The 15,508-nt window shown below is 55.1% G+C and carries 16 protein-coding genes; 10 read left to right on the forward strand and 6 right to left on the reverse strand.

The window, feature by feature from the left end:
* Positions 1-30 precede the first annotated feature (30 nt).
* From zwf to JJL52_RS19820, 3 genes are all read left to right on the forward strand, one after another.
* Positions 31-1,515 (forward strand): glucose-6-phosphate dehydrogenase, encoded by a 1,485-nt coding sequence (gene zwf / locus JJL52_RS19810; protein ID WP_202054248.1) that lies wholly within the window; start codon positions 31-33, stop codon positions 1,513-1,515.
* Positions 1,516-2,199 carry a 6-phosphogluconolactonase gene (gene pgl / locus JJL52_RS19815; RefSeq protein ID WP_202054249.1) on the forward strand — a complete coding sequence of 228 codons (684 nt, stop codon included), beginning with the start codon at positions 1,516-1,518 and terminating at the stop codon, positions 2,197-2,199. It begins immediately after the preceding gene.
* Between the two features lie 153 nt (positions 2,200-2,352).
* Entirely contained in the window at positions 2,353-3,126 is a 774-nt protein-coding gene (locus tag JJL52_RS19820) for a DUF5765 domain-containing protein (RefSeq protein ID WP_202054250.1), read from the forward strand.
* A 35-nt stretch (positions 3,127-3,161) separates the two neighbouring features.
* On the opposite strand, the gene amrS is transcribed toward JJL52_RS19820, so the two are convergent.
* Complete coding sequence (amrS, locus tag JJL52_RS19825; RefSeq protein ID WP_202054251.1) at positions 3,162-4,247, reverse strand: AmmeMemoRadiSam system radical SAM enzyme; 1,086 nt, start codon at positions 4,245-4,247, stop codon at positions 3,162-3,164.
* 126 nt (positions 4,248-4,373) lie between these two features.
* On the opposite strand from amrS, the gene amrB reads away from it, so the two are divergent.
* Genes amrB through JJL52_RS19845 form a run of 4 tightly spaced genes read left to right on the forward strand, consistent with a single transcriptional unit; the run spans position 4,374 to position 7,882 of the window.
* Entirely contained in the window at positions 4,374-5,156 is a 783-nt protein-coding gene (amrB, locus tag JJL52_RS19830) for an AmmeMemoRadiSam system protein B (protein WP_202054252.1), read from the forward strand.
* A 60-nt stretch (positions 5,157-5,216) separates the two neighbouring features.
* Positions 5,217-5,816 carry an alpha-ketoglutarate-dependent dioxygenase AlkB gene (locus tag JJL52_RS19835; RefSeq protein ID WP_202054253.1) on the forward strand — a complete coding sequence of 200 codons (600 nt, stop codon included), beginning with the start codon at positions 5,217-5,219 and terminating at the stop codon, positions 5,814-5,816.
* Between the two features lie 18 nt (positions 5,817-5,834).
* The gene (locus JJL52_RS19840) at positions 5,835-6,656 is read left to right on the forward strand and encodes a nucleoside phosphorylase-I family protein (protein WP_202054254.1); all 822 of its coding nucleotides are present in this window, start codon (positions 5,835-5,837) and stop codon (positions 6,654-6,656) included.
* 47 nt (positions 6,657-6,703) lie between these two features.
* Positions 6,704-7,882 (forward strand): M20 aminoacylase family protein, encoded by a 1,179-nt coding sequence (locus tag JJL52_RS19845; RefSeq protein WP_202054255.1) that lies wholly within the window; start codon positions 6,704-6,706, stop codon positions 7,880-7,882.
* A gap of 25 nt (positions 7,883-7,907) precedes the next feature.
* Here JJL52_RS19845 and ribA read toward each other — a convergent pair whose 3' ends face one another.
* The 4 genes from ribA to JJL52_RS19865 form a co-directional block, all read right to left on the reverse strand.
* Positions 7,908-8,522 carry a GTP cyclohydrolase II gene (ribA, locus tag JJL52_RS19850; protein ID WP_202054256.1) on the reverse strand — a complete coding sequence of 205 codons (615 nt, stop codon included), beginning with the start codon at positions 8,520-8,522 and terminating at the stop codon, positions 7,908-7,910.
* Between the two features lie 67 nt (positions 8,523-8,589).
* Positions 8,590-9,207, reverse strand: coding sequence for a class I SAM-dependent methyltransferase (locus JJL52_RS19855; protein ID WP_202054257.1), 618 nt, complete (start codon positions 9,205-9,207; stop codon positions 8,590-8,592).
* Positions 9,208-9,239: 32 nt separating this feature from the next.
* Positions 9,240-10,088, reverse strand: a complete 849-nt coding sequence (locus tag JJL52_RS19860; protein ID WP_202054258.1) for a sulfurtransferase — start codon at positions 10,086-10,088, stop codon at positions 9,240-9,242.
* Between the two features lie 4 nt (positions 10,089-10,092).
* Positions 10,093-11,070 carry an NAD(P)H-quinone oxidoreductase gene (locus JJL52_RS19865; protein ID WP_202054265.1) on the reverse strand — a complete coding sequence of 326 codons (978 nt, stop codon included), beginning with the start codon at positions 11,068-11,070 and terminating at the stop codon, positions 10,093-10,095.
* Positions 11,071-11,193: 123 nt separating this feature from the next.
* Here JJL52_RS19865 and argC point away from each other — a divergent pair, with 123 nt between their 5' ends.
* Both argC and erpA read left to right on the forward strand, forming a co-directional pair.
* A complete protein-coding gene (gene argC / locus JJL52_RS19870) occupies positions 11,194-12,225 on the forward strand; it encodes an N-acetyl-gamma-glutamyl-phosphate reductase (protein ID WP_202054259.1) in 1,032 nt (343 codons plus the stop codon).
* Between the two features lie 124 nt (positions 12,226-12,349).
* Positions 12,350-12,682, forward strand: a complete 333-nt coding sequence (gene erpA, locus JJL52_RS19875; protein ID WP_202054260.1) for an iron-sulfur cluster insertion protein ErpA — start codon at positions 12,350-12,352, stop codon at positions 12,680-12,682.
* Between the two features lie 67 nt (positions 12,683-12,749).
* Here erpA and JJL52_RS19880 read toward each other — a convergent pair whose 3' ends face one another.
* Positions 12,750-14,009, reverse strand: coding sequence for a M23 family metallopeptidase (locus JJL52_RS19880; RefSeq protein WP_336885092.1), 1,260 nt, complete (start codon positions 14,007-14,009; stop codon positions 12,750-12,752).
* Between the two features lie 178 nt (positions 14,010-14,187).
* Here JJL52_RS19880 and tyrS point away from each other — a divergent pair, with 178 nt between their 5' ends.
* Positions 14,188-15,384 (forward strand): tyrosine--tRNA ligase, encoded by a 1,197-nt coding sequence (tyrS, locus tag JJL52_RS19885; RefSeq protein WP_202054262.1) that lies wholly within the window; start codon positions 14,188-14,190, stop codon positions 15,382-15,384.
* The last annotated feature ends 124 nt before the right edge of the window (positions 15,385-15,508 follow it).

Raw genomic sequence — 15,508 nt, forward strand, 5'->3', positions numbered from 1 at the left:
CCTCCTTTTAAAACTTATCTACCTCACTCGATGAATCCCGAACCCTGTACCTACGTTATTTTTGGCGCCACCGGCAACCTTTCCCGGATCAAGCTGATGCCGGCGCTGTACCATCTCGATGTCGCAAAACAGCTGCCCGAAGGCACGCGTATCGTCGCGATCGGTCGCCGCCCCTGGGATCAGCAGAAATGGCTTGCCGAAGTCAGAGATATGATTCAGGCCAAAGCCAAGGACGATTTCGACGAAAGCATCTTCCAGCGCTTCAGCCAGCGTCTTTGCTATCACCGGGCCGATATTCAGCAGGCCGAGGATTACAAGGCATTGGCCGATCTCTTGAACGGCAAACAGCAGTTTTCCCACAATATCGCGTTTTATCTGTCGATCAGCCCGTCCGATTTCGGCACCGTGCTGGAACAGTTAAGCCATAACGAGCTGTTCGACGAAGAATTGGGTTGGCGGCGCGTGATCATCGAGAAACCGTTCGGTTACGATTTGGACAGCGCGCAGGCGCTGCAAAAACGCATCAGCCATTATTTGAGCGAGGAGCAGATTTACCGGATCGATCATTATCTCGGCAAAGGTATGGTGCAAAACGTGCTGGTGTTCCGCTTCGCGAACGTGATGCTGGAGCCGCTGTGGAACCGCAATTACATCGATCATGTCCAGATCACCCATTCCGAAGATATCGGCATCGACAGCCGCGGCGAGTACTATAACAGCGCCGGCGCCTTGCGCGACATGCTGCAAAGCCATCTTCTGCAACTGTTGACGCTGGTCGCGATGGAGCCGCCGGTGTCGATGGAAGCCGAAGCGCTGCGCGATGAAAAGGTCAAGGTGCTGAAATCGATCCGCCCGATTCCGAAAGAAGCAGTGCACGCGCATGCCCACCGCGGCCAGTATGCCGCCGGCACGATCAAGGGCGAAAAGGTCAAAGGCTACTTGCAGGAAGAGAACATCCCGGCCGGCAGCGTGACCGAAACCTATGCCTCGATGAAACTGTACATCGACAACTGGCGCTGGCGCGGCGTACCGTTTTACATGCGCACCGGCAAACGCATGGCGAAGGCGCAATCGACCATTTCGATCTGCTTCCGGCACCCGCCGCTGCAATTCTTTCGCGACACGAACGTGAACTGCATGAATCCGAACTGGGTGCTGCTCGGTATCCAACCTGATGAATGCATCAAGATGGAAATGACCGTGAAGGAACCGGGCCTCGAAATGAGCACCCGTTCGACCACGCTCGATGCGAGTTTTCGCAATCATGACGAAAAAGCGATCGACGCCTATGAAGACTTGCTGTTGGATGTCCTGAAGGGCGATCGTTCGCTGTTTCTGCGCTTCGACGAAGTCGAGCATGCTTGGCGCATCGTCGATCCGATCCTGCAGACCTGGGCAGTCGAGCGCGACTTTATCGCGACTTATCCCGCCGGTTCGTGGGGACCGGAAGACAGCCGCCTGTTCGACAAAGACAGCCAGACCTGGCGCAGTTCATTAACCCCGGAGTGCAAATAAATGCAGAAAAATGCCCACTGGCGGACTTTTTCGACCGCCGACCAGGTGGCCGAAGCCGCTTTCGAACAAATCCTGAAGACGGCCGATGAGGCCATTGCAGGGCGCGGTCGTTTCAAGCTGGTGCTGGCCGGCGGCACCTCGCCCGAAAAAGCATATCGCCTGCTCGCCAACGCCGAAACCGACTGGTCGAAATGGTATGTCTATTATGGGGATGAGCGTTGCCTGCCGAGTGATCATCCGGAGCGCAACAGCATGATGGCGGCACAGGCGTGGCTTGCTCACGTGCCGATTCCTGCCGCACAGATTTTCACGATTCCGGCTGAGCTCGGCCCCGAAGCGGGGGCGCTGCAATACTGTCAGGCTGTCGCCGATGCGCTGCCTTTCGACCTGGTACTGCTCGGGATGGGCGAGGACGGCCATACGGCCAGTTTGTTCCCCGGACATGTCCACAACCGCGACGAGTTGACCCATGCGGTTTATAACTCCCCGAAGCCGCCCCCCGAGCGGGTTTCGCTTAGCGCCAAAGCGTTGAGCGACACCCGCCGATTGATCTTTCTAGTCACCGGCAAAAGCAAGCAGGAGCCGGTCAGGCAATGGCAGGACGGTGCGGATTTGCCGGTCGCCGCGATCGAGCCTGGCTGTCCTGTCGAAATTTATATCGACAGCGACGCCTTGCCGGGCTGATTGTTTTCTCCCTGCCGCCGGCGGTTGAATGCGACGGTGCTTTTTCAGTTTGAGCCTCTGTAATAGAATAACCGGCCGAAGAAAGGGGGATTGCATCGCCTCCTTTCTCGGCTGAAAGGTTTATTCGATAACTATTATAAGAAGGTTCAAATTATGTGTTGGAGTGGAGAAGCGTCCGGCGTCCTGGCCGCCGCGGGGCTCAGTACCGCGGCTTATGTCGCCTATAAAGGGGAATCGAAGGAATTGTGGATTCCGTTGACTTATTTTGCGTTGATGGAACTGCTGCAGGCCGCAACTTATATTTACATTGATCTGTGCGGCAATCCGAAAAATCAGATTTTAACGATGTTCGGCTATATTCATGTCGCGTTCCAGCCGTTTTTCGTGAATATGGTCGCGATGTACTTCATTCCGGAAAGCGTCAAACTGAAAATCCGTACGACCGTGTACACGATTTGCGCGATCGGCTCGCTGACGATGCTGGTCAAGATGTACCCGTTCGACTGGGCCGGCCATTGCGTGATCGGCACCGAAGGATTTTGCGGCACCGGCGTCTGCTCGGTTTCCGGCGATTGGCACATCGCCTGGCAAATGCCGTTGAACGGCCTGTTGTCCGGTCCGCAGGAATGGCTGTTCGGCTTCGACTGGGGCCTACATGCGCTGACCTATATCCTGGTTTCGTTCTATCTGCCGGTATTGTACGGTTCCTGGCGCTTCGTCGGTTTTCATTATGTAATCGGGCCGTGGATTTCCGACATCACGACTTCCGACCCGAATGAATACGCCGCAGTATGGTGCCTGTTTTCGATCGCGCTCTGCGTCTCCGTAATCAAAACCCCCATCCGCAAGCATCTGCACGTCAAGACCTGGCTTTTTTACAGCAAATGCCAACGCCAGGAGCTCCGTACGGTCGAACAGACTTCCTAACCCATGAGATGAGCTGAGTTCCAGGGATCAGGGACTCAGCTCATCGCCACGTTTCGACGCCTGGCGCCCCAGGATCCGGGCTTTTCGGCGAAAACGCCGGCGCATGGCGTGCCGCAAAACGAGCAATGGCCTGTCGTGTCGAGGTTCCATTCGGACAGTTGATGCCAATCCCGGCCGATCAGCAAGTTGCCGCAGTTGTGGCAGTAGGTGCTTGAGGCCGATTTGTCGTGCACGTTGCCGACATAGGCGTAGCGGACGCCGTTGGCGAGCGCGATTTTCCTGGCGTTCAGCAGGGTATCGCGCGGCGTCGGCAGTTTGTCGAGCATTTTCCAGTCGGGATGGAACGCGGTGAAATGCATCGGCACGTCGGGGCCTAAGTTTTCGACGACCCATGCCGTCATCTCTTCGATTTCGGCATCCGCATCGTTTTCGCCCGGAATCAGCAGAGTGGTCAGTTCCAGCCAGACCGACGTTTCGTGCTTGATGTATTTCAGGGTGTCGAGCACCGGTTGCAGGTGGCCGCCGGTAATCTGATGGTAAAAGCGTTCGCTGAACGCTTTCAGGTCGATGTTCGCCGCATCCATCCATTGGTAGAATTCGGCCCGCGGTTCCGGGGTGACATAGCCGGCCGAAACCGCAACCGATTTCAGGCCAAGCTTGCGGCAGGCTTTAGCGGTGTCGACCGCGTACTCGTGGAAAATCACCGGATCGTTATAGGTATAGGCGACGCTGGCGCAGCCGTGTTCGAGCGCGGTCTGCGCGATTGCCTCGGGTGTGGCCTTGCTCATCAGCGTATCCATTTCGCGCGATTTGCTGATATCCCAATTCTGGCAAAACTTGCAGGCCAGATTGCAGCCGGCGGTGCCGAACGAGAAGACCGGCGTACCGGGCAGAAAGTGATTCAGCGGCTTTTTTTCGATGGGGTCGATCGCAAAGCCGCTGGAACGTCCGTAGCTGGTCATCACCACCTGATGATCAAGATTCTGTCTTACAAAGCACAGGCCGCGCTGGCCTTCATGCAGCTTGCAAAAGCGCGGGCAGGCGTCGCATTGTACCCGCCCGTCTTCAAGTACATGCCAGAACCGGGTTTTGACGGTATCGGCAGAAATGAATTCGGTCATTACGACTCTCCAGGAACTATTAAATTTTCAATTTGTCTTTATTGGCTGAAGTAATAAAATCAACTTGCAGTGCTGCTAATGGGCTGATAATAAGATTAAGATCGATTTTGGTGAAAAGGCAACATTATGAACAGACAACCCGCCGTTGCAGGAACCTTCTATCCTGCCGAATCTCAACAACTTCATCTGCTGCTTGATCAATATCTCAATGATGCCGATACCGCGCCGAAAGTTCCCAAGGCGATGATCGTGCCCCATGCAGGCTATATTTATTCAGGACCGATAGCCGCTACCGCTTATGCGCGCTTGCTCAAGGTCCACGACCAGATCAGCCGGGTAGTGCTGATCGGCCCTTCGCACCGGGTCGGCTTTCACGGCTTGGCCATCACTAGTGCGCAAAATTTCGTTACGCCGCTTGGCAGTATTGAAGTCGATCAAAAAGCCGTGCATGCGATCGCGAAATTGCCGTTCGTCGATTATCTGGAGCAGGCGCATGCGCTGGAGCACAGTTTGGAAGTACATCTGCCGTTTCTGCAGGAAATGCTGGATGATTTCAAGATCGTGCCGATCGTGACCGGCGATGCGCCGGCCGAGCAGGTGGCCCAGGTGCTCGAAATGTTATGGGGCGGCGAAGAAACGTTAATCGTAGTCAGCTCCGATCTCAGCCATTATCACGACTATGCCACCTGCCAGAAACTGGACAAGGTTACCAGTGCGGCGATCGAAAAGCTGCAATACGAAAGTCTGGGTGTCGATTCGGCCTGCGGGCGGGTAGGGATCAGCGGATTGCTGAAGCTGGCCCGGGAAAAATCGCTGGCCGTCAAAAACATCGATCTGCGCAATTCCGGGGACACGGCAGGGGATAAAAAAAGGGTTGTCGGCTACGGGGCTTATGTGATTGATGCCTAAGTCCCGCGCCTTGTTTTTTTGCCTCACTGATCCTGATCGCTGCGCTGTTAAAATCGCTCCGTGATCGGCCAGCCCAATCTTTGCCCTTTCGACGGCGAAATCTACGGGGTCAAGGGCTTTTATCGCTTTCCCGAGGCCGACCTGTTATTCGACGATTTTTACCGGACTTTGGCCTGGCAGGAGGAAGCGGTGCTGATTTTCGGAAAAGCGTGCAAAGTGCCGCGCTTGATGTGCTGGTACGGCGATCCGGAGGCGATTTACCGCTATTCGGGCGTGGAGCATCGGCCTTTGCCGTGGACGGGCGAGTTGACGGAGGTCAGGGCGCGAATCGAACTCTGCAGCGGTTACGCATTCAACAGCGTGCTGGCCAATTTGTATCGCGACGAGCGCGACTCGATGGGCTATCATGCCGATAACGAAAAGGAACTTGGGATCAATCCGGCAATTGCATCCTTAAGCCTGGGTGATTCGCGTCTGTTTCGGCTGCGCCATAAAAAGCGCCGGGAAAACCTGGACATTGTACTGGAGCACGGCGATTTGCTGGTGATGGCCGGCACGCTGCAGCATCATTGGGTGCATGCGTTGCCGAAAACCCGGCAGGTAAAACATCCCAGGATCAATCTGACGTTCCGCCTTATTCTGCCGACTGCCGGCCGTTAAGCTTTTCTCTCCAAACCTATGCCCAAATCCGCCCGGACGATTTTCATCCATACCGCTCTGCCTTGCGAAGCCCGGCCGTTGATCGACCGTTTCCGGTTGAAAAAGAACCTGGACAGCCATCCCTTCGAACTGTACCAAAATGACCGGATTTGCCTGACCGTCGCCGGCATCGGCAAATGCGCGATGGCGGCGGGCGTGGCCTATACGCAGGCAAGAGCTGGCGGCGCCGATGCCCCGATTTTGCTGAACGTCGGGATTGCAGGACACGCGGAGCATGAAGTGGGGAGCGTGTTCTTGGCGGGCAAAATCGCCGACGCGGATACTTTGAAAAATTTTTATCCTCCGCTGGCGTTTTTGCCGCCGTGCGCGCTCGAGACGGTCCGGACCGGATCGAGGCCGCAGTTGGATTATTCCACGCCGCATCTTTACGATATGGAGGCGTCTGCCTTTTACGAAACTGCGGCGTGTTTTTCGACCGGCGAATTGGTTCAATGTCTTAAGGTCGTTTCGGACAACCGGCAGGCGCCGGCGATCCGGATGCAGCCCAGACAGGTTACCGAACTGATTGCAGGGCAGTTGCCGGTTCTGGACCGGCTGTTGGTTGAGCTGTGCAGTCTACGGGATGCGATTTCTTCGCCGGAACCGCGCCAACTCAAGGTTTTGCTCGGCCTCTTCCATTTTTCTGTGAGCGAACAGCGGCAATTGCGGAGCCAGCTCTCGCGTTGGGAATGTTTGACCGACGGCAGACGGCTCGAAATCGACGAAGGCAGTTTCCGAAACGGCAAGGACGTTTTATTATGGCTTGCCCGGCAAATCGATGCGGTCGACTACGCCTTGTAGGAGCTTTCGGATAAAGAAATCGAATGAATTAAAAAAGGAAACCACACATGACAATCACGAACGACCTGCAGCCGCTTCACGAGGAGATGCGCGGCTGGCGGCAGCATCTTCACCAGCATCCCGAAACCGCTTTTGAAGAGGTCGAAACGGCGCGCTTCGTCGCGGAAAAGCTGAAGGCTTTCGGATTGACCGTGCACGAGGGACTCGGCAAGACCGGCGTAGTCGCGACCTTATCCTCGGGAATCGGCAAGCGCATGATCGGCCTGCGAGCCGATATGGACGCGCTGTTTATCGAGGAGAAGAATACTTTCCCGTATAAATCCGAACATCACGGCAAAATGCATGCGTGCGGGCACGACGGTCATACCGCGATGCTGCTCGGCGCAGCCAGGGCATTGGCCGGAAAACCGAACTTCGACGGCACGGTGGTGTTCATCTTTCAGCCTGCCGAAGAAGGACGGGCCGGCGCGAAGCGGATGATCGACGACGGCCTGTTCGAACAGTTCCCGGTGGAACAAATATTCGGGATGCATAATTTTCCGGATATTCCGGTCGGTCATTTTGCGGTCAGGCCGGGCCCGATGATGGCCTCGTTCGACTGTTTCGAAATCCGTGTGAAAGGCCGGGCGACTCATGCCGCAATGCCGCATCTCGGCACCGATGCGATTGTCGCGGCCGCACAAATCGTGAATGCGCTGCAGACGATCGTCAGCCGGACGGTCGATCCGGCCGATTCGGCGGTGGTCAGCATCACTCAGGTGCATGCCGGCAATACCTGGAACGCGATTCCGGAAGAAGCGATTATCCGCGGCACCTATCGCTGCTTTAAGCCGAGCGTGCAGCGGATGGTCGGCGAAAAAATTGGCCGGATCGTAGATGGGGTTTGCGCGGGACTCGGCGTCGCCGCGGAAATCGCCTTTAATCCCGAAAACCCGGGCTATCCGGTCACTTTCAACAGCGAAGCCGAAACGGCCTTGGCGACCCGGGCCGCGATCGCGGTAGCCGGGGAGGACGGTGTCGATCTTAGGCCCACGCCGTGCATGGGATCGGAGGACTTCGCGTTCATGTTACAAGAAAAGCCGGGCTGCTATCTCTGGATCGGCAACGGCCCGTCTCGTAACAGCTGCCTGCTGCACAATCCGCATTACGACTTTAACGATGAGATTCTGCCGATCGGCACGGCTTATTGGGTAAAACTGGTCGAAACCGTGTTACCTGCCTGCTGAAAGTCGGCAAGAGCTTGTCGGGATGCTATTCGTGTTCTTTTTTGCGCTCGAATAACATATGGGCCATTTTTTTCGCCTTGGTTTTCAGATAATCGAGATTGTCGTTGTGGGCGGCGGCGACAATCGGGATTCGGTTCACGACGTTCACGCCGAGTTTTTGCAGCCCTTCGATTTTCTGCGGATTGTTCGTGATCAGTTCGATCGATTTGACGCGAAGCGACTCCAGGATCAGCGCAGCAATGTCGTATTCCCGCTCGTCGGCCAGATGGCCGAGGTGAATGTTGGCGTCGACCGTGTCCATGCCCGCATCCTGCAGATTATATGCCTGCAGCTTTTTCAGCAGGCCGATGCCGCGCCCCTCCTGGCGCAGGTAGATCAGAATACCGACTCCCCTTTGGTCGATCATTTGCATCGCCATGTCGAGCTGTTCGCCGCAATCGCAGCGCCTCGAACCGAGCACGTCGCCGGTAAAGCATTCGGAATGGATCCGCACCGGCACCTGTTCGGTGCCTTCGACCCGTCCCCGGACCAGCGCGACATGCTCCTTGTCGTCGAGATTGTTGCTGTAATAATGCAGGATGAATTCGCCGTGCTGGGTAGGTATCGGCGTCTGGACTAAGTCTTCTACTGTCGGCTTCACGTCAATTATTAAAGATAAAAAGGCCTTATATTCTACTCAAATCCTTTATTCGGGATAAATTTTCCGCTTATTTGACCGCTTCGATCAATTTGATGATGTCACCGCTGCGTTCGTCGACCCGTATGTTCCGGAAGCCGCAGGCTTGCACGTTTTTGACCGTATTGCGGTTGATGTTCGCACCGACCGCCTTGACGACCAGCGGGTTCATCAGGTTCATCAGGCCGGCCATGACGGTATTCGAACTGATCACGTGCTCCAGCAGCAAAACGCGTCCGCCCGGCTTGCAGACCCGGTGCAATTCCTTCAGACCTTTCAGCGGTGCAGGCACCGAGCAGAATACGAAGGAGGCGACGACCGTATCGAAACTGTTGCTCGCATAATGCAGCGATTGCACATCCATCAGTTCCAGATCGACATCGACCTGTTTCCGGTGTTTTTTGTTCCGCGCCTGTTCAAGCATTTTCGGACTGAAATCGATTGCGGTAATTCTTGCGTCTGTTGGGTAATAATCGAAATTCTTGCCGGTGCCGACGCCGACTTCGAGGATATGGGGGCCTTCTACGGCCTCCCAAAGTTTTTTCCGCCAGCTCCTGAAAAACAGGCCCTCCATCATCGCTTCGAGGCCATCGAAATAAGGCGCAAGCCGGTCGTACCGGTGCTGGATAGTAGCGCTGTCGATTTTCATGGGCGGACGGAAAGCTGAGTTATTGGGAGTGGTTATCTGCCGGTGGCGACAGGCCGGTTTTTGTTTCGGATCCATTCGCTCCAGGAGCCGGCGTAAAGTTTCGAGCCTCTGAGGCCCGCATGCTCCATTGCGAGCAGATTATGGCAGGCAGTGACGCCGGAGCCGCACATATGGACGACTTGTTCCGGCGGCCGGTCACCGGTTAGCGTCTGGAATTGCCGCCGCAACTGGTCGGCGGGTAGAAATTCGCCGCTGGCGGTCAGGTTAGCCTGAAAGGGGCGATTGAACGCGCCTTGCACATGACCCGCCACGGGATCAATCGGTTCGACTTCGCCGCGGTAGCGTTCGGGCGTGCGTGCATCGATCAGGCAAATCGACCGGGAGGCCAGGCCGTTTTGCACGTGCGCGGCCGTCAGCCAAAACCCATCCTGCAGGTAAGGCCTGAAGATCGCGGGCTTGACCGCCGGCAGGGCGGTCGTAATCGGATAGCTTTTTTTCTGCCAGAGCTTGATGCCGCCGTCCAGTACCGCGACCTTGTCGTGGCCCAAATAGCGAAGCAGCCACCAGAGGCGTCCCGCAAACGCACCGCCTGCGTCGTCGTAAACGATGACTTGGCTGCGGTTATCGATGCCCCAATGGCCGAGTTTTTGCGCCAGTGCGCGAAAATCGGGCAGCGGATGGCGGCCTGTCCGGCTGGTAATTGCAGATGACAGGTCTTTGTCGAGATGGGCATAACGCGCATTGGGCAGGTGCCCGCGCCGGTAATTTTGGGCGCCGAGTCCGGTGTCGGCCAGCGAGAACCGGCAGTCGACCACGACCCAGTCCGGGCGGTCGATTTGGGCTTTCAGGGCATCGGCGGAGATGAGTGTGCTGTATGACATGCAGTTATACCTTCAAGATGATTTTACCGATATGTTGGCCGGATTCCAGCCGTTCGTGCGCCTTGGCGGCTTCGCCGAGCTCGAACACACTGTCGATGACCGGCCTGATTTTACCCGAAGACAGCAAGGGCCAGACTTTTTCCTGCAATTGCCTAGCGATTTGCGCTTTAAACGAATCGTCCCGGGCGCGCAGCGTCGAACCGGTCAATGTCAACCGTTTAAGCATGACCTGCCAAAGGTCGATTTCCGCTTTGGCGCCGTGCTGGATCGCGATCTGTACCAGTCTTCCTTCTGGTGCCAGGCATTTCAGGTTTTTTGCCAGATAATCGCCGCCGATCATGTCCAGGATCATGTCGACTCCTTTACTTCCGGTAAGTTGCCTGATTTCCTCGGCAAAATCCTGAGTTCGGTAGTTTATCGCGGTTTCGGCGCCCAGTTGACGGCAAAACTCGCATTTTGCATCGGAACCGGCAGTCACGGCGACCCGCGCGCCGAAAGCGTTGGCCAGTTGAATCGCGCTCGTGCCGATGCCGCTGCTGCCTCCGTGAACCAACAGTGTTTCGCCGGCCGCTAAACGAGCCCGATCGAAAACATTGCTCCAGACCGTGAAAAAAGCCTCCGGCAGGGCGGCCGCCCGGATAAAATCGAAGCCTTCCGGAATCGGCAGGCACAGCGACGACGAGGCGGCGCAATATTCTGCATAGCCGCCGCCGGTCACTAAGGCGCAAACGGTCTCGCCGGCTCTCAGGTGGCTGACGTTTTTGCCCACGGCTTCGACCGTACCGGCAATTTCCAGGCCGGGAATATCCGAAGCGCCATGCGGGGGGGGATAAACGCCGCGGCGCTGCATCGCGTCGGGGCGATTGATGCCGGCAGCGGCGACCTTGATCAGGACCTGGTGCGGCAACACCGGGGGCAGGGGGCGTTCAGCGAGAGCGAGCGTTTCCGGCCCGCCGGGCTGAATGACTTCTATCGCACGCATCGAATCAGGCAAAGGCATGGGCGTATATCGTGAATGTCCGGTTGATGATAACGATTTTTGAGAATCCGGAAGTATTATATACTCACACAATTTCAAAAAAATGAACGGGAAGGTTTTAGAACAATGATTCGTGCAGGAATAGTGGGCGGCACCGGCTACACGGGCGTGGAGTTGTTGCGGATTTTGGCCTTGCACCCGGAAGTCGAGGTTGCCGTGGTCACTTCGCGCGCAGATGCCGGGGTGCGGGTCGATACGGTGTATCCGAGCCTGCGCGGTTATATCGATGCGGTGTTTACAGCACCCGATGCTGACGCGCTGGCTGCCTGCGAAGTGGTATTTTTCGCGACGCCGAACGGCACTGCGATGCAGATGGCCGAACAATTGCTGGCGCGCGGCGTTAAAGTGATCGACCTGTCAGCCGATTTTCGTCTGCAGGATGCGAAGGAATGGAGCCAATGGTACGGCATGGAGCACGCCTGCCCCGATTTGATCGCGGAAGCGGTTTACGGCTTGCCCGAGGTCAATCGGGAGCAGATCAAATCAGCCCGGTTGATCGCTTGCCCGGGCTGTTATCCGACTTCGGTGCAGCTCGGCTTTTTGCCGCTGCTGGAAAAGGGGCTGATCGATTGCGCTCATCTGATAGCCGACGTCAAGTCGGGCGTGAGCGGGGCGGGACGCAAGGCGGAACTTGCCACATTGATGAGCGAATGCGGCGAGAGCTTCAAGGCTTATTCGGTTTCCGGGCATCGTCATTTGCCCGAGATTAGGCAAGGGCTGGCGTTGGTGACCGGCAAGCCGGTGGGATTGACGTTTGTGCCGCATTTGACGCCGATGATCCGGGGCATTCATGCGACGCTATACGGGCGTCTCGAATCCGACACAGAAGATTTGCAGGCGCTGTATGAACAAAAGTACAAAGACGAGATTTTCGTCGATGTATTGCCGAATGGCGCGCATGCCGATACCCGGAGCGTGCGGGGCAGCAATCGCTGCCAGATTGCGATCCACCGTCCGCAGGGCGAGCAAACGGTGGTGATTTTGTCGGTGATCGATAACCTGGTGAAAGGCGCCTCGGGGCAGGCCGTGCAGAACATGAATCTGATGTTCGGCTTGGCAGAGGATCTGGGGCTTGGAGCAGTCGCGCTGTATCCGTAAAGATTAAACATGGGACTGGAGGGAAACCAGACCTTGTACGGCAGGGGGAGAAATCTTGACTCTTTTACTGGGTATAGTCATAATTCCTACCATACTTCAACTTTTTTCCGCATTAATTAAGCTTATGGCAAATCCGATAAATTTTACCGACAGCGCTGCCGCTAAGGTCAGCGAGCTGATTGCCGAGGAAGGCAATGATAATCTGAAGCTGAGAGTTTACGTGACCGGCGGCGGTTGTTCTGGATTTCAATATGGTTTTACGTTCGATGAAGACGTCAACGAGGATGACACCAGTATCGTAAAAGGCGGCGTGACGGTATTGATCGATTCGATGAGCATCCAATATCTGCAAGGCGCCGAAGTGGATTACAAAGAAGACGTGAACGGCGCGCAGTTCGTGATTCGCAATCCGAATGCAACGACGACGTGCGGTTGCGGGTCCTCGTTTTCCGCTTAATAATTTAATATAAAAAAGGCGGCTTATAAGCCGCCTTTTTTATATCTGTAGACTCAATGGATGGGATCTACTGATTCTTAGCCAGCATATTCCTAGATTTAGTCTGATAAAGCTTCGCCAACAGCGGTTTGGTATAGTCTTTGAATTCGGCCAATTGTTGATTGGCGAGACGCATCGGGCGTTTGAGCTCCAATGACTCCGGATTTTGATGTATGCCGTCCTTCCGGAACTCATAGTGCAGGTGCGGGCCGGTTGCGAGGCCGGTCTGGCCGACATAACCGATCACTTCTCCCTGCATCACTTGGTCTCCGTCGTTCAAGCCGCGCTTGAAGCCGGAAAGATGTGCATACAGCGTTTCGTAATGGTCCCCATGCTTGAGGATCAATACCTGCCCGTATCCGCCTTTCCTGCCTTTGAAAACGACTTCGCCGTCGCCCGCGGCCTTGACCGGAGTGCCTGTGCGGGCGGCATAGTCGACGCCTTTATGGGCGCGTATGCGGTTAAGGACCGGATGCCGTCGGTGAGTATCGAAATGTGAGCTGATACGGGCATAATCGACCGGCGTGCTCAAAAAGGCTTTATGCAGGCTGTTGCCTTCGGGAGTGTAATATCCTGCATTGCCGTCAGCATCTTCGAACCGGACCGCCGTAAGAAATTTACCGCGGCTAACAAATTCAGCCGCATAGATGCGGCCTCTTTTGGCGTTGTCCGTGTCGAAACCGTCCTTATAGAGTACGGTAAATTGATCGCCGGGATGCAGATTCGATGCAAAATCAATGTCCCATGCGAAAATCCGGGTCAATTCGTCTATCAACTCGTCGGACAGCCCCGCTTTGTAGCCGGCTTCGGCAAGATTGGTCTCGATAACGCCGTAGGCTCCGGTTAGCCCCGAGACTTCGAGCGGTTTAGCCGATTCCAGATAACCGGAGCTTTGGCTGCCGAGTGTGGCAATGGTCGAGGATGTGGGAGCGGTTTCGATAGGAGGAATGCTGTGCTGGCTGAATTGGGGAAAGTGCAGTCTGTTTTTTGCCAGTGGATAGAGAGTAGTGGAAATTCTTGTGGTGTTTGTTTCTTCCGTATCGAGAATAATCGGCTTTTGCTGGGCTTTCGCCAAAGTCGGCCTCTTTTTATACAGTGAGGCGGTGGACCGTGATCGGCCGGAAGATGCACGATGGCTCGCTGCCTTGCGTGAGTGCAACTTGGAGCGCTTGGAGGCGTCGCTCGCATATTTTTTAATGGCCAAATGCGAAGTTCTGGCGTCCACGGTGGACGATGTAAGCGCCAGACCCACGCTGATCAGCAAGGGGGCGTAAAATTGAATTTTCACGATGAAGAAGATTAAGTTATTGAAATTGAAACAATAAAGCAATAATTAACTCTATCCTAAAGCCATTGTACGGATTTTTTTGATATTTGCCAATTATAGACGAGTATTTTTTTTCTTTATAATACCTATCCCACAATATTAATCGATTACTTATCTAGAGTTTTAAGGGAGAAATAAGTTGCAAGCAGAAATAGTAGCGGACTTGTTGAGAGGGGCGCAAGATGTGCTGCTTGAGCAGGATCTTATAAAAAAACTTCAAGAAAAACGGCCGCTTAGAATTAAAGCCGGGTTCGATCCGACTGCTCCCGATTTGCACCTGGGTCATACGGTGTTAATCAATAAGCTGAAACAGTTCCAGGATCATGGGCACGAAGTGCTGTTCCTGATTGGTGATTTCACCGGCATGATTGGCGATCCGACCGGTAAGAACGTCACGCGTAAGCCGTTGACCCGCGATGAAGTGATCGAAAACGCCAAAACCTACGAAGAGCAGATTTTCAAGATTCTCGATCCGACTAAGACGCTGGTCATGTTCAATTCCAGCTGGATGAATGCGATGTCGCCGGCCGATCTGATCCAGTTGGCCGCCAAGCATACCGTGGCGAGGATGCTCGAGCGCGACGATTTCAGCAAGCGTTATAAAAACGGCCAGCCGATTGCGATTCATGAGTTTCTGTATCCGTTGATTCAGGGGTATGACTCGGTTGCAATGAGCGCGGATGTCGAGCTGGGCGGGACCGACCAGAAGTTCAACTTGCTTGTCGGGCGGCAGCTGCAGGAGCAATACGGCCAACAGCCGCAGGTTGTGATTACGATGCCCATTTTGGAAGGTTTGGATGGAGTCAACAAAATGTCCAAATCGTTAAACAACTATATCGGCATCACCGATACGCCGGACGACATGTTCGGCAAGCTCATGTCGATCTCCGACGAGCTGATGTGGCGCTATTTTGAACTGCTGAGCTTCCGTCCGATGACCGAAATCAGGCAGTGGCGGCAGGAATGCCAGCTGGGGGCCAATCCGCGCGATTATAAGGTCCTGCTGGCGCAAGAGATCATCGAAAGATTCCATAGCGCGGCGGCAGCCCAAAAAGCGCTCGAAAATTTCGAGGCCCGGTTCCAGCGCGGCGCGATGCCGGATGAGATCGAAGAGAAGGTGCTCAAGATTCAAGGCGAACGCTACGGTATCGCTAATATATTGAAAGACGCAGGCCTAACTGCCAGTACGTCGGAGGCGATCCGGATGATTAATCAAGGCGGTGTAAAGATAGACGGAGAGAAAGTTTCCGATGCCAAGTTGGAAATTGCGGTGGGCGCGAATCACGTCTATCAGGTCGGCAAAAGGAAATTCATGAAGGTGATGCTCGCTAATTGATTGAACGGATATTTGAAGTTTTTTTATAAAAACAAAAAGTTACTGTGTTCTGGTTTTAAAGGTTGAGCGAAATTTTACAAAACAGTTTGCGAAGCTGGAAAAAGTGCGTATAATGCGCCTCTCT

Origin of the sequence: Candidatus Methylomicrobium oryzae (assembly GCF_016745425.1) — a bacterium.
GTDB classification, from domain to species: domain Bacteria; phylum Pseudomonadota; class Gammaproteobacteria; order Methylococcales; family Methylomonadaceae; genus Methylomicrobium; species Methylomicrobium oryzae.